We start from the raw sequence: 22,556 nt of genomic DNA, 5'->3' as shown, positions 1-22,556 counted from the left end.
GTTGTTCCCTTGTGACAGGCCGGCGACCCGGCCGCACCCGTGAAACGAAAGGCGCTTCTATGACCATCACCGCTGAGCAGATCCCCGGCTACCGTGCGGGCACCTGGACCATCGACCCGACGCACTCGGAGGTCGGCTTCACCGTTCGCCACCTCGCGATCAGCAAGGTGCGCGGCAAGTTCGAGAACTTCGACGCAACGTTCGTCACCGGTGAGAACCCGATCGATTCGACGGTGACCGCTACGGCGGATGTCGCCTCGATCAACACGAATCAGGCGCAGCGCGACGAGCACCTGCGCACCGGCGATTTCTTCTCGGCCGACGAATTCCCGAAGCTGAGCTTCGTCTCGACCGGCGTCCGCACCGAGGGCGGCGACTTCAAGGTGGACGGCGACCTGACCCTGCGCGGCGTGACCCAGCCCGTCACCTTCGACTTCGACTTCGGCGGCTTCGGCGAGGATCCGTACGGCAACTACAAGGCCGGCTTCACCGCGACCGCAGTGGTCAAGCGCGAGGACTTCGGTCTGAATTGGAACGCCGCGCTCGAGAAGGGCGGCTTCATGCTCGGTTCGGACGTCACGATCACCCTGGATGTTCAGGCCGCGCTCAACGCGTAAGGTCCGCACTGCGGAGCGCTGAGCTCTGACCCGCGCGACAACGGCGGCCCGCCTCCTCTCGAGGAGTGCGGGCCGCCGTCGGCTTGTTCGGCATCAGATGAGGTCGAGCCGCCGCAGCTCCTCGCGCAGTTTCGCGCCGTCGGGGCCGTAGAGCCAGGGCACCCCGCTCGAGGTGCGGTGCACGCGGGCCTTCGATCGGCCGCCGGCGAGCACCGCCTCGCCGACGGAGAGCTGCCGGATGGCGACGGCCGCGACGTTCTCGGGGTGGCGGATCGCGAACTCGTGGTACAGCGTCTCGTCGTGCTGCCCGTCATCGCCGAAGAGCACCCATTTCACGGACGGGAACTCTCGGGCGAGCCGGAGCAGCTCGAGCCGCTTGTGCTCCTTGCCGCTGCGGAACCACCGGTCGTGCGTCGGGCCCCAGTCGGTGAGCAGCAGCGGACCCATCGGGTAGAGATTGCGCGCGAGGAAGCGGCTGAGGGCGGGCGCCGCGTTCCAGGCGCCCGTCGAGAGATAGATCACGGGTGCGCCGGGGTGCGCCGCCACGAGGTGATCGAGCATCACGGCCATGCCGGGGGTCGCCGCACGCGCGTGCTCGTCGAGCACGAAGCTGTTCCAGGCCGCGAGGAACGGCCGCGGCAGCGCGGTGATGAGGACCGTGTCGTCCACATCGGAGATGACGCCGACCCTCGCCTCCGGGTCGACGATCGAGACGGGGGCATCGGCCGTCTCGCCGTCACCGGTGCGCAGTGTGAGCGTGTGCCATCCGGGTGCGAGCTCGACCGGGACGTTCGAATCGATGACTCCGCCGCGGTCGGCCCGAACGGTGCCGATCAGGCGGTCGCCGATCAGCACGTCGACCTGCTCGTGCGGCGCGTAGAGGCTCGTGAAGGTGCGCCATCCGCGCACGCGCGAAACCGCGGCGACATCGGGGCGGAACCGGGTGTGCTCGCGGGTCTCGGGCTTCAGATAGAGCACCCGGCCGAGCACGCGCACCCACTGCGTGCTGCCGTAGCCGATGTACGGGATGACCGAGGGGGTCTTGCCGCGCGAGGTCGCGCGCTTCGTGCGCTTGCCGTGGAGCCAATCCTCCAGGCGCGCGGCCATGCGCGGGCGCGAAGCTGCTGACGAAGTCACGCAGCCAGTCTAGGGCGTGGGGTCGCCCGCTTCGCCGCGCGACTCGCGTTGCCCCGTATCGTCGGCGATGAGATGCACGCGTTCGAGGCGCAGGAGCAGCCGCTTCACGAGCCAGACGCCCCCAACGACGACCAGTGCGGCGGCGACGAAGACGTAGCCCGCGCCTTTCACATGGCGGGCGAGCTGCTCGTACCCGGCGGCCGCCCCCGACCCGAGCCCGACGACGAGCACCGCCCAGATCACGCTCGCGGAGGAGGTCCAGGCGAGGAAGCGACGGTACGACATGCCGATCATGCCGGCCGAGAGCGGGATGAGCGAGTGGAACACCGGGATGAAGCGGGAGAGGAAGACGGCGAAGCCGCCGCGCCTGCCGAGGTACCGATCGGCCATCTGCCAGTTGCGGTCTCCGAGCCTGCGGCCGAGGCGGCTCGTCCTGATCTTCGGCCCGAGCCAGCGGCCGATCGCGAAGCCGATCGACTCGCCGGCGATGGCGCCGAGCACGAGTGCGACGACGAGCAGCGCGAACTCGAGCGGGCCCTGGACGCCGACGGCCGAGACGAGCGCGATCGTGTCACCCGGAATGATCAGGCCGATGAAGATGGAGGTCTCGAGCATCATGCCGATCCCTGCCACGAGCGTACGCAGCAGGGGATCGAGGTCGCGCACGAACTCGATCAACGTCTGCAGTACCTCGGTCACGAGACGAGTGTATGCGAGGCGACACCGGTGGGCCCGGGGAGCCGCTCGGATACGGGGTCTCTCGACATCGAGAGGAATGTATTTCGAGGCCGAGAGGAATGTATTTCGAGGCCGAGATATTGATGTCTCGACGTCGAGACGCATTCGTAGGAAACTCTCAGAATCGATAAAATCGAGGCAGTCGGTCGTCGACCGGCCCCCTTCCGGAGCGCACCGCTCCGCGTCGGAATCCACTACGGAAGTGCGATCGCCTCCGTGGTCGATCGCGCACCTCGATCGACCTGGAGCAACAGGTGAACGAACTCCTCCGCACGGCGGCACTCGACCCGCTCGCCCTCGCCCGCTGGCAATTCGGGCTCACGACGCTGTACCACTTCATCTTCGTGCCGCTGACGATCGGCATGGCGCTGCTCGTCGCGCTGCTGCAGACCGCGTGGGTGCGCACCGGCAAGACGAAGTACCTGCGCCTCACCAAGCTCTTCGGCAAGATATTCCTCATCAACTTCGCGATGGGCGTCGTCACCGGAATCGTGCAGGAATTCCAGTTCGGCATGAACTGGTCGGAGTACTCGCGCTTCGTCGGCGACATCTTCGGCGCACCGCTCGCGATGGAGGGGCTCTTCGCCTTCTTCTTCGAAGCGACCTTCATCGGCGTCTGGATCTTCGGCTGGGACAAGCTGCCGAAGCGGGTGCACGTGCTCTCGATCTGGTTCGTCTGGATCGGCACGGTGCTCTCGGGCTACTTCATCCTCGCGGCGAACGCATTCATGCAGAACCCGGTCGGCTTCGAGATCAACGCCGAGCGCGGCAGAGCCGAACTCACCGACATCATGGCGGTGCTGACGAACCCGGTCGCGGTCACGCAGTTCCCGCACACCATCTTCGCCGCCATCATGTTCGCGGCCGTCGTCGTGGTGGCCACCGCCGCCTGGCATCTGCAGCGGGGCCAGTACGTCGACGAGATGCGCACCGCGCTGCGCTTCGGCGCCTGGGCGAACATCGTCTCGTTCATGGGCGTCGGCCTCACGGGGCACTCGCTCGGCATGGTCATGACCGAGACCCAGCCGATGAAGATGGCCGCCGCCGAGGCGCTGTACAACAACGCGAGCGGCGCCGATGCCTCGTTCTCGATCTTCAGCTGGGGAACGCCCGATGGCGCGCACGAGATCTTCTCGATCCGCATCCCGTACCTGCTCTCGTTCCTGTCGAACGGCACCTTCGACGGCAGCGTCGAGGGCATCCGCGATCTGCAGGCCGACTACGAGGCGCTGTACTGCGGAGCCGATTCGATGCTCACCTGCCCGAGCGACGGCAGCTTCGTGCCGATCGTCTGGGTCACCTACTGGGCCTTCCGCTGGATGATCGGCCTCGGCGCCCTCGCCGCGCTCGTGTCGGCCGTCGGGCTCTGGGTCACCCGCAAGAACGCCGAACTGCCGAAGTGGGTCTGGCAGGTCGCCGTGTGGTCGGCGCCCCTGCCGATGCTGGCCTCGCTCGTCGGCTGGGTCTTCACCGAGATGGGGCGCCAGCCCTGGATCGTGTTCGGCGTGATGACGACGGAGAACGGCGTCTCGCCCGGCGTGCCCGGATGGGCGGTGCTCGTATCGCTCATCGTCTTCACCGTGGTGTACGGCGCCCTCGCGGTCGTCGAATTCAAGCTGATCACGAAGGCCGCGAAAGACGGCCCGCCCGACATCGAAGCGCCAGAGGGGCCCGACGGCGCACCGGGGGCTCCCGATGCGCGCAGCCTCGCGACGGTCTACTAGGAGCGCAGGATCATGGAACTCACGACACTCTGGTTCTTCATCGTCGGCATCATGCTCATCGGCTACCTGGTGCTCGACGGATTCGACTTCGGAGTCGGCATCTCACTCCCGTTCCTCGGCAGGGACGACACCGACCGCCGCGTCATCATCAACACGATCGGCCCGGTCTGGGACCTCAACGAGACCTGGCTCATCGTGGCCGGCGCCTCGCTCTTCGCCGCCTTCCCCGAGTGGTACGCGACCATGTTCTCGGGGCTCTATCTCGCTCTGCTCGTGATCCTCGTCGCACTCATCCTGCGCGGCGTCTCGTTCGAATACCGCCATCTCGGCAAGGGGCGCGAGTGGACGCGCTGGTTCGACCAGTTCATCTTCTGGGGGTCGGTCGTGCCTCCGCTCCTGTGGGGCGTCGCGTTCGCGAATCTCGCGCAGGGGCTGCCCATCCGCCCGACCGAGACCGGCGGATGGCTGTACGAGGGCACGCTCCTCACGCTGCTGAACCCGTACGGGCTGCTCGGCGGCCTGACGCTGCTCCTGATCGTGTGGACGCACGGGCTCGTCTTCATCTCGTTGAAGACCGCCGGCGAGATGCGGCTGCGGGCGCGGGCGCTCGCGTCGAAGGTCGGCGTCGCGGCGATCAGCGCCGGCGCCGTCTTCCTCGGCTGGACCGTGGTGCAGCATCTCGGCAGTGAGACGGCCGGGGTCGTCGCGCTCTGCTCCGCCATCGCCGCGATCGGGCTCATCGGCGCCTGGATCGCGAACTTCCGGGGCCGGGAGGGGTGGGCCTTCACCGGCAATGCCCTCGGCATCGTGTTCGCGCTGCTCGCGATCTTCATGGCCATGTTCCCGCACCTCATGCGTTCGACCATCGATCCGACGTTCTCCATGTCGATCGAGGGAGCGGCGAGCTCGCAGCAGACCCTCGAGCTGATGACCTGGCTCGCGCTCCTGACGCTGCCGCTCGTCATCGCCTACCAGGCCTGGACGTACTGGATCTTCCGCAAGCGGCTGACACGGGAGATGATCCCTGTCGAGGCCCACGCGTAGGAGCGCGACGATGAAACCGTTCGACCCGCGGCTGCTGCGCTCGGCCCGCGCCTCGCGGTGGGTGCTGGGCGCGGGGGCCGCGCTCGGCCTCGTGCGCGCCGTCGCGATCACGGCCTGGTGCTGGTGCCTCGCCCAGGCCCTCGCGATCGCGGTGCTGCCGGTGCTGGGGGGCGAACCGGCCGGGCGCCCGCTCGAATACGCCGCCCCCGCCTCGGCCCTGCCGCAGATCATCGCCGTCGGCCTCACGGCGCTCGTGGTGCGCTCCGCCGCGGGCTGGGGAATGGACATCGTGGCGAGTCGCGGCGCCGCGCTCGTGAAGACGCAGTTGCGCGAAGCGGCGCTCGACGCGCTCGACGCCCGCTCGCCGTTGCGGACCGGCGGGAGACCGGACGCGGAGCTCGCGACGGTGCTCGGGCGCGGGCTCGATGCGCTCGACGGGTACTTCTCGGGCTACGTGCCCCAGCTGATCCTCACTGCGGTGTCGACGCCCGTGCTCGTCCTCGGTGTGCTGCTCGCCGACCCCGTGAGCGGTGCCATCGTGATCGCGGTGTTCCCGATCATCCCCGTCTTCATGATCCTCATCGGCCTCGCCACGCAGGCGGTGCAGGACCGGCAGTGGCGCCAGCTGCAGCGGCTCTCGTCATCGTTCATGGACGCCGTCTCGGGAGTGCCGACGCTGAAGCTGTACCGGCGGGAGGGGCGCCAGTCGTCGCGCATCGCCCGTGAGACCGAGGAGTACCGGTCGCGCACGATGCAGGTGCTGCGCGTGACCTTCCTCTCGGGGTTCGTGCTCGATCTCGCCGGTACCTTCTCGATCGCGCTCGTCGCCGTCACCGTCGGTACCCGGTTGGTCGACGGCGCCTTTCCGATCGCGCTCGGGCTCTTCGTGCTGCTCCTGCTGCCCGAGACCTTCATCCCGATCCGGCAGGTCGGCGCCGCCTATCACTCATCCGCCGAGGGGCTCGCGGCTTCGGCCGATGTGTTCTCGATCATCGACGGCGACGGCGAGGCCGAGCCGGCCGTACGCACGGCGGGGCTCGCGCCATCGGCCGCCGTCGTCGAGGCAGGCGCGGGCCGCGCGGCGCTCCGCATCGATCGGCTCGAGATCCGTCGGGGCGACCGCCGGATCGGCCCGGTGAGCCTCGCGGTCGAGCCGGGCAGCGTCGTCGCGCTCGCAGGGCCCTCGGGGGCGGGCAAATCCTCGATCGTCGCCGCGCTCCTCGGATTCGTGCCGCCGGCCTCGGGGTCGATCTCGCGCTCCGTCGAGCTCGCGTGGTGCGGGCAGCGGCCCGGGCTGCTGCAGGGATCGCTGGCGCAGAACATCGCGATCGGCGATGCGGCCCCGGACCGTGCGCGCGCCGCGCGGGCGCTCGCTCGCGTCGGGCTCGAGGGCCTCGGCATCGACCACGAGCTCGGCGCCGGCGGTTCGGGGGTCTCGGGAGGCCAGGCGCAGCGCGTCGCGATCGCACGGGCCCTCTACCGGGCTGACTCCCGACCCGGGGCTGCCCTCGTGCTCGACGAACCGACCTCGGCGCTCGACGCGGAGAGCGAGGCGCGCATCATCCGCGTCGTGCGCGAGGCCGCCGAACTCGAGCGGCGCCCGGTGCTCGTCGTCAGTCACCGGCCGGCCGTGCTCGCTGCGGCCGATCGTATCGTGCGCGTCGGCGCCCCCTGCGCGGCCGCCGTCGGCCTCGAGGCGGAGGCCGCCCGGTGAGCGCGGCGGATGCGGCGATGCGGCGACGGGTGATCGCCCGTGCGATGCCGCCGCGCGCGAAGCGGCTCATGGGCATCGTGCTCGGGGTGCTCGCCGACGTCTGCGTCGTCGGGCTGCTCGGCCTGAGCATGTGGTTGATCGTCAGGGCGGGGGAGCAGCCGCCCATTCTCTACCTGACCTTCGCGATCGTCGGCGTGCGCGCGTTCGCCGTCGGCCGCGCGGGCCTCCGCTACGCCGAACGGCTGTCGAGCCACGATGCGGCGCTGACCGAGCTCGCCGGGCTGCGCGCCGGCACGTTCGAGGCGCTGGTGCCGCGGGTGCCCGGCGCCATCGAGTCGAGCCGCCGGGGCGACGTGCTCGCCGCCTTCGTCGAAGACGTCGACCAGCTGCAGGACGAGCCGTTGCGCGTGCGGCAGCCGCTCGTCGTCGGCACGGTCGTCGTGGCACTGAGCCTCATCGCGATGGCGTGCGCGTCGCCGCTCGCGGCCCTGATCGTGCTCGGGATGCTGCTGCTGAGCGGTGGTGCCGCGGTCGTCCTGTCGCGACGGATGGCGAGCCGCTTCGACCGCGCGCTGGGCGCGGCGCGTGCCGCCCTCGTCGACGCGCTGCTCGAGCACCTCGCATCGGCCGACGTGCTCGCCGCGTTCGGCGCGCTGCCGCAGCACCGCGAACGGGTGCGCTCGGCCGAAGCACGGCTGCAGCGGGTGCAGCTGCGGCGCGCACGCTCGGCCGGCCTCACCGGCGCGCTGCTGGCGCTCGGGTCGGGGGTCGCCTCCGTGCTCGTACTGCTGCTCGTGATGCCGCAGCTCGGGGCGCAGATCTCGGCCCCGCTCTTCGCCGCCGCGGTCGTCGTGCCCGCCGCCGTGTTCGAAGTCTTCGCGCAGGTGCCGGCCGCGCTCGTCGCCCGTCGAGCCGTCGCGGCGAGCGCCGATCGCGTCGCCGCGCTGACCGAGACTCCGATCGCGCCGGAGGTGGTCTCGAATACGGCGGGCGCCCGGCTCGATGGGCCTGCCGACCCCGCGGCCCCCGTGATCTCGGTGCGCGGCCTCGCCGTGCGCCACGCCGGGGCCGCGCGCGATGCCGTGTCGGGCGTCTCGTTCGACGTGAGCGCGGGCGAGGCGGTGGTCGTGCGGGGGCCGAGCGGCTCGGGCAAGAGCACGCTCGCGCAGGCGCTCGTGCGGTTCATCGACTACCGCGGCTCGTATCGCCTGCACGGCGTCGAGGCTCGAGGCCTCGCCCCCGATGAGGTGCGCCGCTTCGTCGGCCTCTGCGAACAGACGCCGCACCTCTTCGACACCGATCTGCGGCAGAATCTGAAGTTCGCACGCGACACCGCGAGCGACGACGCACTGCAGTCGGTGCTCGACCGGGTCGGGCTCGGCGACTGGGCCGTGGAGCGGGGCGGGCTCGACGCGCCGGTCGGCGAACGCGGTGCACTCGTCTCGGGCGGGCAGGCGCAGCGCATCGCGCTCGCGCGGGCGATCCTCGCAGACCTCCCCGTGGTCGTGCTCGACGAGCCGACCGCGGGCGTCGATCGCGACCTGGCGGATCGGCTGCTCATCGACCTGCTCGGGTCCGTGCCCGCAGACCGGGCCGTGATCCTGATCACGCACACCGAACTGCCCGAGGGCCTGCCGATCGCGCGCGTCATCGACCTCCCGGCCGGGCGCGCCTGAGTCAGAACTCTTCGCCGAGCACCGGGTGCCAGGTCGCTTCGAGCGCCCGCCGGTACTGCGCCAGCCGGGCCCGTTCCGGGGTGCGCAGTGCCACTCCGTCGATGGTGCGCACCGGGCGGATGCCGTGCAGCGCGTTGAGCGCCCAGACCTCGTGCGCCGCGAGCTGCGCAGGTGCGATCGTCGCGCGATGCACCGCTACCCCGGCATGCTCGGCGATGACGGTGATGAGCGCCTCGCAGACCGATGCCACGCGGAAGGGCGACTCGACGACGCACAGCGCATCGTCGTCCCACCATACGATCGCCGTGGTCGCCCCTTCGAGCGCTTCGCCGGCGTCACCGAGCAGCAGGGCCTCCGCTCCGCTCGAACGGTTCAGCGCAGTGTGGCGCGCGAGGTTCGGCCCCTTCACCCACGGGGTGCGGGCGTTCTCGAACGCGGCCGAGACGAGGTCGACGCGGCGGCCGAGCGCGGGCAGCGGGCGCACCCGCAGGTCGAGGGCGAACGGGGCGGCATCCCGGCGCGCCTCGAGCCCGGGGTCGGTTCGCAGCTCCAATCGCGGGAAGCCGGCACCGCCGCGCGAGATCCGCTCGGGCGTCGATGCGAGGAAGGGATCGCAGACGCGTTCGAACCAGTCGGTGCCGACCGCGTTCTCCGCTTCCGCGCCGCCGATCGCCTCGACGACACCGGCGCGGAAGCGGTCGAGGTGCAGCGGGAATCCCCGCACCTCGGCCCGCCCGCTCGCGTCGTCGATGCGCACTCGGAACGAATCGGCGACCAGGAGCTCGCCGGCGCTCGTCGCTGCAGTCATGCCTTCACCCTACTGCCGCGCGAATGCCGCGCCCGCGGCCGCTACGCTGTTCCTGTGCAGCAGAGCGACGAACGCGGGGCGGCCGCGTCGCGCGGCCCGTTCGTCATGGCTTCCGCGGAGGTCGTCGGCATCGCCGAGCGGCTCGCTGCGAGCGGGGAGCCGTGGTTCTGGTTCGACGGCGCTGCGGCGCCGGCGGGCGAGAGCCGCACGAGCTATCTCGGTACGGCGAGCGCGATCCGCATCGCGGAGCGCGGCCGCGAACGGGAGTTCCTCGACGGGCTGCGCGCCGAGACCGAGGTCGGCGCCGGCGCCGGCCGCGGGTTCCGCAGCGGCTGGGTCGTCGCACTGAGCTACGAGTTCGGCGTCTCGCTCATGGGGCTCCACCCTTCGCCCGATGACGGCGCACCGGCCTTCGCACTGCGCGTCGATGCCGTGCTCGCGGTCGACCACGACTCGGGGGTCGCCGAGGTGCATGGAGCGGATGCCGCCGCGTGGGCCGCGCGCTTCCCGGCACCGGCCGCCGCACCGCAACCGGCACCGGCGCCGATACCGAATCCGGGGGAGGGGCAGCGGCCCGTCCCGACCTCGTGGCGGCGCGACGACGTCCGCTATGCAGATGAGATCGAAGCCTGCCGCGCCGCGATCGGCGACGGCGACGCCTACGTGCTCTGCCTCACCGACACCGCAGCGGCTCGAGGCGAGTTCGATCCGCTCCGCACCTACCTCCGCTTGCGGCGGAGCGGCCCGGCTGCCCGCGGCGCCGTCGTGGTCGCCCACGATCGCTCGCTCGTGAGCGCGAGCCCCGAGCGCTTCCTCGGCCTCCACGACGGGGCGCTCGAAACGCATCCGATCAAGGGCACCCGACCGCGCGGGGCGAACGCAGCCGAAGACGCGGTGCTCGCCGCGGATCTGGCAGCGGACCCGAAGGAGCGCGCCGAGAACCTCATGATCGTGGACCTCATGCGCAACGACTTCAGCCGGGTCTGCGCGGCCGGCACCGTCGGCGTCGCCGACTTCCTCCGCGTCGAGACCCATCCGCACGTGCACCAGCTCGTGAGCACGGTCTCCGGTCGCCTGCTTCCGGGGCTCGGCATCGCCGACGCCATCGCGGCCTGCTTCCCGGGCGGTTCCATGACCGGCGCGCCGAAGCGGAGCGCCGTGCAGATCCTCCAACAGCTCGAAGAGCGGCCGCGAGGGCTCTACTCCGGCTGCTTCGGATGGATCGACGATCGCGGCGACGCCGAACTCGCGATGACCATCCGCGGTATCGAACTGCGCGAACCGCTGCGCGACGGGGTCTCGAGCGCCAGGCGTTTCGCGGCGGCGCTCGTCGGGGCGGGAGGCGGCATCACGGCCGACTCCGACCCGCCGCGGGAGGTCGCGGAGAAGCACCTCAAGGCGGCCGCGATCTTCTCGGCGCTCGGCCCTCGCTGACCGATCGCGCACTGCCCGGCCGAAGGGCGAATGCGGCCGGCTCGGCGCGGTATCCTTGAACGGTGTGTGCTCGCTCCGGCGAGCGATCCGACGACTAGTAGAGGTGCGCGTGACCGACCAGCAGCGGCGAGAATCAGAGGGCTACGACTTCAGGGCGATCCAGGATCGATGGCTGCCCGTCTGGGACGAGCTGAAGCCCTTCGAGGTCGATGAGGCCTCGCCGAAGCCGCGCAAGTACGTGCTCGACATGTTCCCGTACCCCTCGGGCGACCTGCACATGGGGCACGCCGAGGCGTTCTGCTTCGGCGATGTGCTCGCGCGCTACTGGCGCGGCCGCGGCTACGAGGTGCTGCACCCGATCGGGTGGGACTCGTTCGGGCTGCCCGCCGAGAACGCCGCGATCAAGCGCGGCGTCGACCCCCGCGAATGGACGTACGCGAATATCGCGCAGCAGAAGGACTCGTTCCGCAAGTACGCCCCGTCGTTCGACTGGAGCCGCGTGCTGCACACGAGCGACCCCGAGTACTACCGTTGGAACCAGTGGCTCTTCCTGAAGATGTACGAGAAGGGGCTCGCGTACCGCAAGGCCAGCTGGGTCAACTGGGACCCGGTGGATCAGACGGTGCTCGCGAACGAGCAGGTGCTCTCCGACGGCACCTCCGAGCGCTCGGGCGCCGTCGTCGTGAAGAAGAAGCTCACCCAGTGGTACTTCCGCATCACCGACTACGCGGATCGGCTGCTCGACGACCTCGACCAGCTCGAGGGCAAGTGGCCGACCAAGGTGCTGAACATGCAGCGCAATTGGATCGGCCGATCGCGCGGCGCCGAGGTCGAGTTCGAGATCGAGGGCCGCGAGGAGAAGGTGCCGGTGTTCACCACCCGCCCCGATACGCTGCACGGCGCCACCTTCATGGTCGTCGCACCCGATTCCGAGCTGGCCGCGGAGCTGGCCGCGGGAGCGTCCGAGGAGACGCGCATCCGCTTCCAGGAATATCTCGACCAGGCCCAGAAGCAGACCGAGATCGAGCGCCAGAGCACCGAGCGCGAGAAGACCGGCGTCTCCCTCGACCACTTCGCCGTGAACCCGGTCAACGGCGAGCGCATTCCCGTCTGGGTATCCGACTACGTGCTCGCCGACTACGGCCACGGCGCGATCATGGCAGTGCCCGCTCACGACCAGCGCGACCTCGACTTCGCCCTGAAGTTCGACCTCCCGGTGCGCGTCGTCGTCGACGTGCGCGATGCCGACGGCGCGGCCCTGCCCGATCCCGCCGCGAGCGGCATCGCCACAGCGGGCGATGGCGTGCTCGTGAACTCGGGCGAGCTCGACGGCCTCGAGAAGTCGGCCGCGATCGCGCGGGCGATCGAGGTGCTCGAGGCGCGCGGCACCGGCCGCGCCGCGACGACCTACCGCCTGCGGGACTGGCTCATCTCGCGCCAGCGCTACTGGGGCACCCCGATCCCGATCCTGCACGGCACGGGCGGCAACGAGGGTCGGATGAAGCCCGTCGACGCCGCTTCGCTCCCCGTCGAGCTCCCCGCATCGCAGGGCCTCGATCTGAAGCCGAAGGGCGCGTCGCCGCTCGGCGCCGCCACGGAATGGGCCACGGTCGCGGAGGCCGACGGCGACGTCTGGCTGCGCGACCCCGACACCATGGACACCTTCGTGGACAGCTGCTGGTACTACCTGCGCTTCCTGTCGTCGAACGACGACACCCAGGCGTTCGATCCGGAGCTCGCGAAGCAGTGGGGCCCGATCGACCAGTACGCGGGCGGAGTCGAGCACGCCATCCTGCACCTACTGTACTCGCGCTTCATCACGAAGGTGCTGCACGACCTCGGCTACCTCGACTTCGAGGAGCCCTTCACCGCGCTGCTGAACCAGGGCATGGTGCTGCTCGACGGTGCGAAGATGTCGAAGTCGAAGGGCAACCTCGTCGAGTTCGCCTCGGAGCTGCAGGAGCACGGCGCCGACGCGCTGCGCGTCACGCTCGCCTTCGCCGGCCCGCCCGAGGACGATATCGACTGGGCCGATGTGTCGGTGCAGGGGTCGGCGAAGTTCCTCGCGCGCGCCTGGCGCATCGCTGACGACGTGGAGCAGCGGGGCGCAGCCCCCGGCGTGGCGTTCGCCGCCGGCGACAAGGCGCTGCGCAAGCACACCCATCAGCTGCTCGCCGATGCGCCCGGCCTCGTCGAAGCGTACAAGTTCAACGTGGTCGTCGCGCGACTCATGGATCAGGTGAACTTCACGCGCAAGGCGATCGACTCGGGCTGCGGCGTCGCCGATCCGGCCGTGCGCGAATCGGCCGAGGCGATCGCGATGATCCTGTCGCTGTTCGCCCCGTACGCCGCGGAGGACATGTGGGCCAAGCTCGGTCACGAACCCTCGGTCGCCCTGGCCGAGTGGCCGGCATCGGACGCATCGCTGCTCGTCGAGGACGAGGTCACCATGGTGGTGCAGGTCGACGGCAAGGTCAGGGATCGCCTGACGCTGCCCGCCAACGTCACCGAGGCGGAGGCGGAGGCGGCGGCCCGCGCTTCGGCCTCCGTGCAGCGCTCGATCGGCGCACGCGAGGTCGTGAACGTCGTCGTGCGCGTGCCGAAGATCGTGAGCATCGCGACGCGCGGCTGACGCTGCTCTCCCGATCCCGGCCCGGCGTCTGACGCGGGGCCGGGATCGTCGCATGTGCGGGCAGTACCTTCCTCCACAGGCGACGAATCGGGCATTTCAGCGGCGACTTGTTCGGATAGCCGGATCCGCGCGCACCGGCACCCGGAGTTCGGCCTACATTGGCCGCATGAAGCCGGACATCGAAGAGATCGAGCCCAGGACGCGGGGGAGTGCGGCGCTGCGGGAGTCCGCCTCGCCGGGCGCGGTGATCTGGAGCTCCGAAGCGGTGCTGCGCGCGCGGGCCGCGGAGACGGACGGCAGCGGGCCCGCTGCCGCGCATCGCGCCGTGTCGGCGCCGATCGCACGTGCGGAGGCGCCCGGGCTCGCGGCGCAGCTGAAGCGCGCGGTCGCGGTGCCGGTGCTCGCCGGCGCGACGGTGTTCGTCGTCGCGGTCGCGATCGCCATCATCATGGCGACGCTGCAGATGCGGCCGGGAGCCGCGGCAGCGTCGGAAGTGGAGCCCGCGCTGTCGGCAGCGACCGCGGCCGGCAGCGGAGCGGATGACGAACCCGAAGCCGCCGGGGGCGCGGTGGATTCCGCCGACTCCGAGATCATCGTGCACGTGATCGGAGAGGTCGCCGCGCCCGGTGTCGTACGCCTCCCCGCGGGCTCGCGCGCCGCCGACGCGATCGAATCGGCCGGAGGAGCAACGGAGGCCGCAGTGCTCTCGGCGGTGAACCTCGCGCGGACGATCGTGGACGGCGAGCAGCTGCTCGTGCCGAACGCGGCGCAGATCGAAACCGGCACCGCGGTGGACGCGCCCGCGGCCGCGGAGCCGGCCGGTGCCGCCGCGAGCGGGTCGGGGCAGGGAGCCGCATCGGTCGACCTGAACGCGGCGACCGCCGCGGAGCTCGAGACCCTGCCGCGGGTGGGCCCGGCCCTGTCGCAGCGGATTCTCGAGTGGCGCGAGGCGAACGGCGGCTTCACCGCCGTCGACCAGCTGCGGGAGGTCTCGGGCATCGGCGAGAAGACCTTCGACGGGCTGCGAGAGCTGGTGTCGGTGCGATGACCGCCGGGAACCCGCGCACACCCGCAGGGGGAGACGCTGCACTGGCGCGAGGAGCGCGAGCGGTCCCCGCCCGGTACCTGGCGGCTGTTCGCGCCCGCGCTCGTCGTGTGGGCGGTCGCCGCATGCGCCGTGCTGCGGCCCGCGGCGGGCTGGGGCATCGCCATCGCGGCGGCGACCTGCGGCGGCCTGGCGCTGATGGGATCGGCGCTCTTCGGGCGGGGCCGGTCGGCGGCCTCGGCGCACCGGCTCCGCCTGCTGTTCGAGGGCGGCGCAGTGGGCTGTGCGCTGCTCGTGCTGCTCGGGTCGAGCGTCGCCGTCCACGGTCAGCAGCGCGCCGATCCGGAGATCCTCGCGGCGGCTGAACGCCGGGAACCGATCCGAGCCGCCGCGACGCTGAGCGCATTCCCCCAACTGCGGCTCGGCGACGACGGCGCCGTGCGATCGGCGTGGGCGACGGCGGTGCTCGATGCGCCGTACCGGTCCGTGCCGGTCGTGCTGTGGCTCGGCGAGACCGAGGCAGCGGCCGGTGCGCGGCTCGGACCCGGGAGCCGGGTGCTCATCGCAGGTACGGCGGTGCCGCTTGAAGCCGGGGCGATGTCGGCCTACGGCATCCGCGTCGACGCGTTCGACGTCATCGGCCCTCCGCCGCCCGGCACGCGGTCGTCCCCGGCGGCGGGCGCGCGGCAGCGGCTCGCCGAACGCAGTGCGCGGGTCGCGGCCGATCTCCGCAACGGTTTGCGGGAGACCGCGAGCCGGGTGTCCGGAGCCGAGCTGCTGCCCGGCTTCGCCGTGGGCGACACGTCGCTCGTCTCCGACGCGCTCGAATCGAGCATGAAGCAGGCGTCTACGGTGCACGTCACCGCCGTGTCCGGGGCGAACATCGGCCTGCTCACGGCCTGCGTCATCGGGCTGGTGAGCCGTCTCGGCTTCGGCCGCAGGCTGCGCATCCTCGCGGCCGCGATCGCGCTCGGCGGCTTCGTCATCATCGTCGGCCCCGACTCGAGCGTGCAGCGGGCTGCGATCATGGCCGTCGTCATGCTGGTCTCCGACTTCGGCGGGCACCGCTCGAGGTCGTTGCCCGCGCTCGGGCTCGCCATGAACGCGATGCTCATCGCCGACCCGTGGCAGGCGCTGCAGCCCGGATTCGCCCTCTCCGTCGCGGCGACCGCCGGGATACTGCTGATCGTGCCTGCCCTGGAACGCGGAACGGCGAAGCGCTGGCCGTTCGCCGCGGGCCCGCCGCGATGGCTCGTACTGCCGGTCGCGGTGGCACTCTCCGCGCAGCTCGCCTGCGGCCCGCTGCTCCTGCTGCTGCAGCCCGGTATCCCTGCCGCGGGCATTCTCGCGAACTGCTTGATCGAGACCGCGGCGCCGCTCGGCACGGGCCTCGGGCTCGCGGCCCTGGTCGCCCTGCCCCTGTCGGCCGAGCTCGGCGATGCGTTCGTACGGCTCGGGAGCTGGCCCGCGAGCTGGGTCGCCGCGGCCTCCGAGATCGCGGCGGGCCTGCCCGCGGCGCGCTGGGCCTGGCCGGGCGACTGGCCGGGGGCGCTGCTGCTGACGGCGGTCGAAGGCTCCGTGCTCGTCGCGTGGCTGCTGGCGAGCGGCCGGTTCGCTCCCCGACGCCTCGGCGACCCCGAAGAGTCGCGCACGGCGCCGTGGGCGGGTCGCGCGCAGACGCCGCTGCGCTCGCGCAGCATCGTCGCGTGCCTCGTCTGCGCCGCGCTCGGCGTGTTCGCCGGGCCCACGCTCGTCGTGCCGATCGCAACCGGATCGACGGTGCCCGCGGATTGGAGCGTCGTCGCCTGTGATGTCGGTCAGGGCGACGCGCTGCTGCTGCGCGACGGCGAGCCGCGGGGCGAGGTCATGCTCGTCGACACCGGGGACGACCCCGAGAAGCTGCGAGCCTGCCTCGACCGATTCGGAGTCTCGGAGATCGCACTGCTGGTGCTCACCCATGACGACCGCGACCATGTCGGAGCGCTCGGCGAGGTGGTCGGCCGCACTCGCGAGGCGCTCGTCGCACCGGCGAACGCGCTCGATGGCGACGACCGTCCGGTGCTCGGCGCACTCGGGGAAGCCGGGGTGCCGACGATCGTCGGCGCGAGCGGTATGCGCGGCGGCGGGCCGGCGATGTCCTGGGAGGTGCTCGCGCCCGATGCGGCCGCCCGGCCGGCCGACGCGAACTCGGCGAGCCTCGTGCTCGCCGTGCAGATCCGCGGCCTGCGAGCGCTGCTGCTCGCCGACACGGGCGAGGCCGAGCAGCGCGCGTTGCGCGCGGCCGGTGCGGAGCTGCGTGCCGATATCGTGAAGATCGCCCACCACGGCAGCAGGGATCGCGACGCCGGCTTCGCGGCGGAGGCCGGCGCAGCGCTCGGGCTGGTCTCGGTCGGGGCCGAGAACCGGTACGGGCATCCGGTGGCCGAGACGCTCGACGACTACGCGTCGACGGGCACTCGGGTGCTCCGCACCGACGAGCACGGCTCCATCGCCATCAGTTTCGGGTCGGGGGATGTCGCGCGCGAACGATGGGGCATATGGCTGGAGCGGGCCCCGGAACGACCGGTGCCCGCTCCAGCGGGAGTGCGCGGTGCGCTGGATCAGCGACCCGAACGCCGCTTGTTCCAGATGTCGAAGGCGACGGCCAGCAGCAGCACCATGCCCTTGATCGCCATCTGCCATGCGGCATCGACGGCGAGGATCGACAGGCCCATGTTCAGGACGCCCATCACCAGGCCGCCGATGACCGCGCCGACGACAGTGCCGACGCCGCCCTGCACCGCGGCGCCGCCGATGAACGCCGCGGCGATCGCATCGAGCTCGTAGTTGACACCCGCCGAGGCGACCGCGCCGCCGGCACGGGCGGTGCTGACGACGCCGGCGACGGCGGCGAGCACGCCGATGTTCACGAAGAGCATGAAGTCGACGCGCTTCGTGTTCACGCCGCTCATTTCCGCCGCGAAACGGTTGCCGCCGATCGCGTAGATGTGGCGGCCGAAGACGGTGCGGTTGAGCACGAACGAGTACGCGAGGATCAGCGCGCCGAGGATGACGAGGATGATCGGCGTGCCGTTGTACCCGGCGAGCAGCCAGCACAGCGCCATGATGGCGACGACGGCCGCGGCGAACTTGCCCCAGTAGAGACCTGCGGGCTCCATTGGAAGCCCGAGCTTCTGCAGCGTGCGGCGGTTCCGGAACCGGTCGGCGAAGAAGAACGCGCAGGCGATCAGGCCGAGGATGAGGGTGAGCGCATCCCGGTTCGCGATACCGCCGAAGACTCCGGGCAGCCAGCTCGCGCCGATCGCGATGAAGGGTTTCGGGAGGCCGCTGATGGTGCCCCCGGTCAGCAGCACGAGTGTGAGGCCGCGGAAGAGCAGCATGCCCGCGAGCGTCACGATGAACGCCGGTATGCCGACGTAGGCGATCCAGAAGCCCTGCCACGCGCCGACGACCGCGCCGACGACGAGCGCGACGAGCACCGCCGCCCACCACGGCAGCCCCCATTGCTGCATCGCGATCGCCGAGACCGCGCCGACCATCGCCACCACGGAGCCGACCGAGAGGTCGATATGGCCGGCGATGATCACCATCACCATGCCGATCGCCAGGATGAGCACGTAGGCGTTCTGCTGGATCAGGTTGTTGACGTTGCCGGGCATCAGCAGACGGCCGGCGGTCAGCACCTGGAAGAGCAGGATGATGATGACGAGCGCGACGAGGATGCCGTACTGGCGGACGTTGAAACTGATCTTCTTGCGGGGCGCTGTGCGCGCGGGAGTCTGGGTGCTCATGCGGCGCGTTCCTTTCCTGAGGTCATGAGAGTCATGAGGGCCTCCTGCGTGGCCTCTGCGCGTGAGAGCTCGCCGGAGATGCGGCCCTCGGAGATGGTGTAGATGCGGTCCGAGAGGCCGAGGAGCTCGGGAAGCTCGGAGGAGATGACGACGATCGCCTTGCCCTCTTGCGCGAGTTCGTTGATCACGGTGTAGATCTCCTGCTTCGCGCCGACGTCGACGCCGCGGGTCGGCTCGTCGAGGATCAGCACGTCGGGCTTCGTGTGCAGCCATTTGGCCAGCACGACCTTCTGCTGATTGCCGCCGGAGAGCTTGCCGGTGTGCACCGAGACATCCGGGGTCTTGATGCGCATGATCTTGCGGAAGCGCTCGGCGACCGCGTTCTCGCGATGTTGATCGATCACGCCGCGCTTCGACACCTCGCCGATGCCGGCGATCGAGATGTTCGAGGTGATCGACTCGATGAGGTTCAGGCCGTAGCGCTTGCGATCCTCGGTGACGTAGGCGATGTGGTGCCCGATCGCCTCCTGGATGGTGCGGGTCTGGAACTCGACGCCGTCCTTGAACACGCGGCCGGAGAGCACGGTGCCGTAGCTGTGGCCGAAGATGCTCATGGCGAGCTCGGTGCGGCCGGCGCCCATGAGACCGGCGAAGCCGACGATCTCGCCGGCGCGGACCGAGAACGAAGCGTCCTCGATGACGATCCGGTCGTGGTCGTTCGGGTGGCGCACGGTCCAGCCCTCGACGCGCAGCTTCTCCGCGCCGATGTTCGGGCGGTGCTCCGGGAAGAGCTGCGAGAGCTCGCGCCCGACCATCGCGCGGATGATGCGGCCCTCGTCCGCATCGCCCTCGGACATCGAGAACGATTCGATGCTCTGCCCGTCGCGGATGATCGTGACGGAGTCGGCGATCTGCTGGATCTCCTTCAGCTTGTGGGAGATGATGATCGAGGTGATGCCCTGCGTGCGCAGCTGGTCGATCAGCCCGAGCAGGTGCGCGCTATCGGTGTCGTTGAGCGCTGCGGTGGGTTCATCGAGGATGAGGAGCTTCACCTCCTTCGCGAGCGCCTTCGCGATCTCGACGAGCTGCTGCTTGCCGACACCGAGCTGGTTGATGGGCGTCGCGGGGTTCTCGTCGAGGCCGACCCGTTCGAGCAGGGCCATCGCCTCTGAGTTCGTGGCGTTCCAATCGATGACGCCGCCGCGTGCGCGTTCGTTGCCGAGGAAGATGTTCTCGGCGATCGAGAGGTACGGGCTCAGCGCCAGCTCCTGATGGATGATGACGATGCCGTCGGCCTCGCTGTCGTTGATGCCGCGGTACTCGGCGGAGTGCCCGTCGAACTCGATGCTGCCGCCGAAGCTGCCGTGCGAGTAGACGCCCGAGAGCACCTTCATCAGCGTGGACTTGCCGGCGCCGTTCTCACCGCAGATGGCGTGCACCTCGCCCGAGGCGACGGTGAGCGAGACGCCGTCGAGCGCGCGCACGCCGCCGGCGAACTCCTTCACGATGCCGTGCATCTCGAGAATTGCTGGTTCGGACATATGACCTCCTCGGTGCTGACCGAACGTGACGGAAAAGGGGGACGGGGGCCGGGAGTCGCCGAACGGCTCCCGGCCCCCGAGACGGGTCAGAGGCCGACGTCGCTCGCCTGGATGAAGCCGGAGTCGATGAGCTTCGACTGCACCAGATCGGCGGTCACGGTCTCCGGCGGCAGCAGGAACGACGGGACGACCTTCGCGCCGTTGTCGTAGGTCTCCGTGTCGTTGACCTCGGGCTCCTCGCCGTTCACGATCGACTGCGTCATCTGGAACACGCGATCACCGAGCGTACGAGTGTCCTTCCAGACGGTCATCGACTGCTCGCCGTCGAGCACGGCCTTCACGTTCGCCTTGTCGGCGTCCTGGCCGGTGAGCACCGGGTAGTCGGCGCCCGGGGTGTAGCCGGCCGACTTCAGCGAGGCGATGATGCCGATCGCGAGGCTGTCGTTGGGGGAGAGTACGACATCGACCTTGTCGCCGCCGGTGTAGAACGACGAGAGGCGGTTGTCCATCTCGGCCTGCGCCTTCGCGGAGTCCCAGCCCTGGACGCCGATCGACGCCCAGTCGTCGTTCGATTTCGGCGCCTTGCCCGACGGCACGGTCAGCCGGCCCGATTCGACATAGGGGAGGAGCACGTCCCAAGCCCCCGAGAAGAAGTACTTCGCGTTGTTGTCGTCGGGGCTGCCGGCGAACGGCTCGAGCGTGAAGGTCTCTTCCGTGTTCTCGAGGTCCAGCGTCTCGACGATGTACTCGCCCTGCAGCTGACCGACCTGGTAGTTATCGAACGTCGCATAGTAGTCGACGTTCTCGCTGCCGTTGATCAGGCGGTCGTACGCGATGACGGTGACGCCCTGCGTCTTCGCCTCCTCGAGCACCGGCGCGAGCGCTTCGCCGTCGATCGCGGCGATGACGAGGATCTTCGCGCCGCCGGCGATCTGGTTCTGGATCTGCGAGATCTGCTGGTCGGTCTTGTTGTCGGCGTACTGCAGATCGGTGGTGCAGTCGGCGTCCTTGAGCGACGCCTGCAGCTGCTCGCCGTCGTTGATCCAGCGCTCGAGGCTGCGGGTCGGCATGGAGATGCCGACGTTGCAATCGACTCCCTCGGTGCCGGCGTCCGAGGTGTTCGCGGGGCTGGCCGTGCAGGCCGAGAGCGCGAGCGCCGCGGAGCCCGCGAGGGCGAGCGCCGCGAGGGTACGGGTGGTCTTCATCGGTGTTCCTCTCTGAACATCTTGCAGTCGATACTGCATCGGTGCGAACTGCCTTTCGGGAATTTGTCGCGTCTAACAACCTATTCATGGATATGGACCCTGTCAACTCCCGTACTGCTGGGGATCGCTTCGTTTCCGAACCGTTATCGGACCCTTCGCGACTTGCGCAGGCGATGCCCGAACTGGGATGTTCTATAGGGGAAGAAATCGGTCCGAACGGGGAGCGGAGAGCCCGGAACAGGCGGAAGCGAAAGATGAGCCAGCATCAGCGCAGCAACGAGCAGGTGAGACGCGCGAACCTCAGAGGGGTGCTCCATGCGCTGCACTACGACGGTCCGCATTCGCGCGCCGCGCTGACGAAGCGCACGGGCTTCTACCGTTCGACGATCGCGGCGCTCGTGAGCGAACTCGTGCAGCTGGATCTCGCCTCCGAGGCGCTTCCCGAGGAGCGGACCGGGGTCGGGCGGCCGAGCCCGATCGTGGCCATCAACCCGCGCATCGTGGCACTCGTCGCGTACCCCGACGTCGGTGCGGTGGTCGTCGGCATCGTCGGCCTCGGCGGCGTCGTGCATGTGCGGCAGCGCCGTGAACTCTCCGAGCGCCCCTCCGCCGTCGAGGTGGTCCACGAGATCGCGGTGGCGGTCGAGCGATTGCGCCCCGAGCTCGACGCCTACGACCGCGTGGTCGGCCTCGGCGTCGCCGTGCCCGCGCTCGTCGATGTGGAGACCGGCACGGTCGAACTGGCTCCCAACCTGAAATGGACGGGGGAGCCGCTCGCGCGCCTGCTCGAGGAGCGCCTCGATATTCCGGTCGTACTCGCGAACGATGCGCAGGTCGGCGCCGCCGCCGAGCGGCAGTTCGGGCCGGGCAGGGGAGTCGATCACATGATCTACGTGAACGGCTCCGGCGGCGGCATCGGCGGCGGAGCGTACGTCGACGGCCACGAGCTCCGGGGCTACCGGGGATTCGGCGCCGAGTTCGGCCATATCGTCATCGATCCCGGCGGCGAGGCCTGCTACTGCGGTCAGCGCGGCTGCTTCGAGCGGGTCGTGCGGCAGAGCGAACTGCTGGAGCTGATCGGGCGCGGATCCCTCGACGCCGATGAGCTCGAGCAGGCGCTCGTCTCGAACACCGATGCCGCCCTCGCTCGGGCGATGGATCAGCAGGTCGATCGCCTCGGAGACGGCATCGCCGTGCTCGTCAGCGCGCTCGCGCCGCAGCTCGTGGTGCTCGGCGGCTTCCTCTCCTCGCTCTACCGAGCACGGCCGGAGCGCCTTGCAGCACGGCTCGCCGAGCGATCGTTCGGGGCGCTCTCGGCAGACGTCCGCGTCGTGAGCGGCGGCCTGGGAGCGCACGAAGTGCTCGTCGGCATCAGCGAGCGGGTGTTCGAGCGCGTGTTCGCAGACCCGGTGGTATTCGGATCCGCGACCGCCGCGTGAGCGCGCCGGAG

At 70.3% G+C, this 22,556-nt stretch carries 15 protein-coding genes and 1 pseudogene; 10 read left to right on the top strand and 6 right to left on the bottom strand.

Going from position 1 to position 22,556, the window contains the following annotated elements:
• Nucleotides 1–59 precede the first annotated feature (59 nt).
• Complete coding sequence (locus ACUYTF_RS12825; RefSeq protein WP_449279893.1) at nucleotides 60–617, top strand: YceI family protein; 558 nt, start codon at nucleotides 60–62, stop codon at nucleotides 615–617.
• A 93-nt stretch (nucleotides 618–710) separates the two neighbouring features.
• On the opposite strand, the gene ACUYTF_RS12820 is transcribed toward ACUYTF_RS12825, so the two are convergent.
• Together ACUYTF_RS12820 and ACUYTF_RS12815 are read right to left on the bottom strand one after the other, a co-directional pair.
• On the bottom strand, nucleotides 711–1,754 hold the full coding sequence (locus tag ACUYTF_RS12820) for an App1 family protein (RefSeq protein ID WP_449279892.1): 1,044 nt from the start codon (nucleotides 1,752–1,754) through the stop codon (nucleotides 711–713).
• A 9-nt stretch (nucleotides 1,755–1,763) separates the two neighbouring features.
• Nucleotides 1,764–2,453 (bottom strand): DedA family protein, encoded by a 690-nt coding sequence (locus ACUYTF_RS12815; RefSeq protein ID WP_449279891.1) that lies wholly within the window; start codon nucleotides 2,451–2,453, stop codon nucleotides 1,764–1,766.
• A gap of 293 nt (nucleotides 2,454–2,746) precedes the next feature.
• On the opposite strand from ACUYTF_RS12815, the gene ACUYTF_RS12810 reads away from it, so the two are divergent.
• From ACUYTF_RS12810 to cydC, 4 genes are read left to right on the top strand one after another with little or no spacing between them, the layout of a single operon-like run.
• Entirely contained in the window at nucleotides 2,747–4,216 is a 1,470-nt protein-coding gene (locus ACUYTF_RS12810; protein WP_434143796.1) for a cytochrome ubiquinol oxidase subunit I, read from the top strand.
• Nucleotides 4,217–4,228: 12 nt separating this feature from the next.
• Nucleotides 4,229–5,260, top strand: a complete 1,032-nt coding sequence (gene cydB / locus ACUYTF_RS12805) for a cytochrome d ubiquinol oxidase subunit II (RefSeq protein WP_434143798.1) — start codon at nucleotides 4,229–4,231, stop codon at nucleotides 5,258–5,260.
• Nucleotides 5,261–5,270: 10 nt separating this feature from the next.
• On the top strand, nucleotides 5,271–6,974 hold the full coding sequence (gene cydD, locus ACUYTF_RS12800) for a thiol reductant ABC exporter subunit CydD (RefSeq protein WP_449279890.1): 1,704 nt from the start codon (nucleotides 5,271–5,273) through the stop codon (nucleotides 6,972–6,974).
• Nucleotides 6,971–8,650 carry a thiol reductant ABC exporter subunit CydC gene (gene cydC / locus ACUYTF_RS12795; protein ID WP_449279889.1) on the top strand — a complete coding sequence of 560 codons (1,680 nt, stop codon included), beginning with the start codon at nucleotides 6,971–6,973 and terminating at the stop codon, nucleotides 8,648–8,650. The genes cydD and cydC overlap by 4 nt, the downstream gene beginning before the upstream one ends.
• A gap of 1 nt (nucleotide 8,651) precedes the next feature.
• On the opposite strand, the gene ACUYTF_RS12790 is transcribed toward cydC, so the two are convergent.
• A complete protein-coding gene (locus ACUYTF_RS12790; RefSeq protein WP_449279888.1) occupies nucleotides 8,652–9,458 on the bottom strand; it encodes an aminotransferase class IV in 807 nt (268 codons plus the stop codon).
• Between the two features lie 54 nt (nucleotides 9,459–9,512).
• Between ACUYTF_RS12790 and ACUYTF_RS12785 the strand changes: the two genes are divergently transcribed.
• The 4 genes and pseudogenes from ACUYTF_RS12785 to ACUYTF_RS12770 form a co-directional block, all read left to right on the top strand.
• Nucleotides 9,513–10,892: an anthranilate synthase component I family protein gene (locus ACUYTF_RS12785; RefSeq protein WP_449279887.1), complete on the top strand. Its 1,380-nt coding sequence runs from the start codon at nucleotides 9,513–9,515 to the stop codon at nucleotides 10,890–10,892.
• Nucleotides 10,893–11,001: 109 nt separating this feature from the next.
• Entirely contained in the window at nucleotides 11,002–13,524 is a 2,523-nt protein-coding gene (gene leuS, locus ACUYTF_RS12780; protein WP_434143806.1) for a leucine--tRNA ligase, read from the top strand.
• Nucleotides 13,525–13,690: 166 nt separating this feature from the next.
• On the top strand, nucleotides 13,691–14,572 hold the full coding sequence (locus ACUYTF_RS12775) for a helix-hairpin-helix domain-containing protein (protein ID WP_449279886.1): 882 nt from the start codon (nucleotides 13,691–13,693) through the stop codon (nucleotides 14,570–14,572).
• A gap of 195 nt (nucleotides 14,573–14,767) precedes the next feature.
• Nucleotides 14,768–16,588: pseudogene (locus tag ACUYTF_RS12770) on the top strand (ComEC/Rec2 family competence protein); the annotation flags it as partial.
• A gap of 581 nt (nucleotides 16,589–17,169) precedes the next feature.
• Here ACUYTF_RS12770 and mmsB read toward each other — a convergent pair.
• The 3 genes from mmsB to chvE all read right to left on the bottom strand — a co-directional run bounded on the left by mmsB (nucleotide 17,170) and on the right by chvE (nucleotide 21,106).
• Entirely contained in the window at nucleotides 17,170–18,360 is a 1,191-nt protein-coding gene (mmsB, locus tag ACUYTF_RS12765) for a multiple monosaccharide ABC transporter permease (protein WP_434143810.1), read from the bottom strand.
• Entirely contained in the window at nucleotides 18,357–19,901 is a 1,545-nt protein-coding gene (mmsA, locus tag ACUYTF_RS12760; RefSeq protein WP_449279885.1) for a multiple monosaccharide ABC transporter ATP-binding protein, read from the bottom strand. Before mmsA ends, mmsB begins: the two co-directional genes overlap by 4 nt.
• Before the next feature lie 86 nt (nucleotides 19,902–19,987).
• A complete protein-coding gene (chvE, locus tag ACUYTF_RS12755) occupies nucleotides 19,988–21,106 on the bottom strand; it encodes a multiple monosaccharide ABC transporter substrate-binding protein (protein WP_434143814.1) in 1,119 nt (372 codons plus the stop codon).
• A gap of 254 nt (nucleotides 21,107–21,360) precedes the next feature.
• Between chvE and ACUYTF_RS12750 the strand changes: the two genes are divergently transcribed.
• Nucleotides 21,361–22,545, top strand: coding sequence for an ROK family protein (locus ACUYTF_RS12750; protein WP_434143815.1), 1,185 nt, complete (start codon nucleotides 21,361–21,363; stop codon nucleotides 22,543–22,545).
• The last annotated feature ends 11 nt before the right edge of the window (nucleotides 22,546–22,556 follow it).

This window comes from Leucobacter sp. GX0328 (assembly GCF_053567315.1).
This window is presented reverse-complemented; position numbering and strand designations above follow the sequence as displayed.

What these genes read in the sequence shown, in the direction of transcription:
- ACUYTF_RS12825 (WP_449279893.1), top strand. Translation starts at nt 60, where the DNA reads ATGACCATCACCGCTGAGCAGATCCCCGGCTACCGTGCGGGCACCTGG.
- cydB (WP_434143798.1), top strand. Translation starts at nt 4,229, where the DNA reads ATGGAACTCACGACACTCTGGTTCTTCATCGTCGGCATCATGCTCATC.
- cydD (WP_449279890.1), top strand. Translation starts at nt 5,271, where the DNA reads ATGAAACCGTTCGACCCGCGGCTGCTGCGCTCGGCCCGCGCCTCGCGG.
- ACUYTF_RS12790 (WP_449279888.1), bottom strand. Translation starts at nt 9,458, where the DNA reads ATGACTGCAGCGACGAGCGCCGGCGAGCTCCTGGTCGCCGATTCGTTC.
- ACUYTF_RS12775 (WP_449279886.1), top strand. Translation starts at nt 13,691, where the DNA reads ATGAAGCCGGACATCGAAGAGATCGAGCCCAGGACGCGGGGGAGTGCG.
- mmsB (WP_434143810.1), bottom strand. Translation starts at nt 18,360, where the DNA reads ATGAGCACCCAGACTCCCGCGCGCACAGCGCCCCGCAAGAAGATCAGT.
- mmsA (WP_449279885.1), bottom strand. Translation starts at nt 19,901, where the DNA reads ATGTCCGAACCAGCAATTCTCGAGATGCACGGCATCGTGAAGGAGTTC.
- chvE (WP_434143814.1), bottom strand. Translation starts at nt 21,106, where the DNA reads ATGAAGACCACCCGTACCCTCGCGGCGCTCGCCCTCGCGGGCTCCGCG.
- ACUYTF_RS12750 (WP_434143815.1), top strand. Translation starts at nt 21,361, where the DNA reads ATGAGCCAGCATCAGCGCAGCAACGAGCAGGTGAGACGCGCGAACCTC.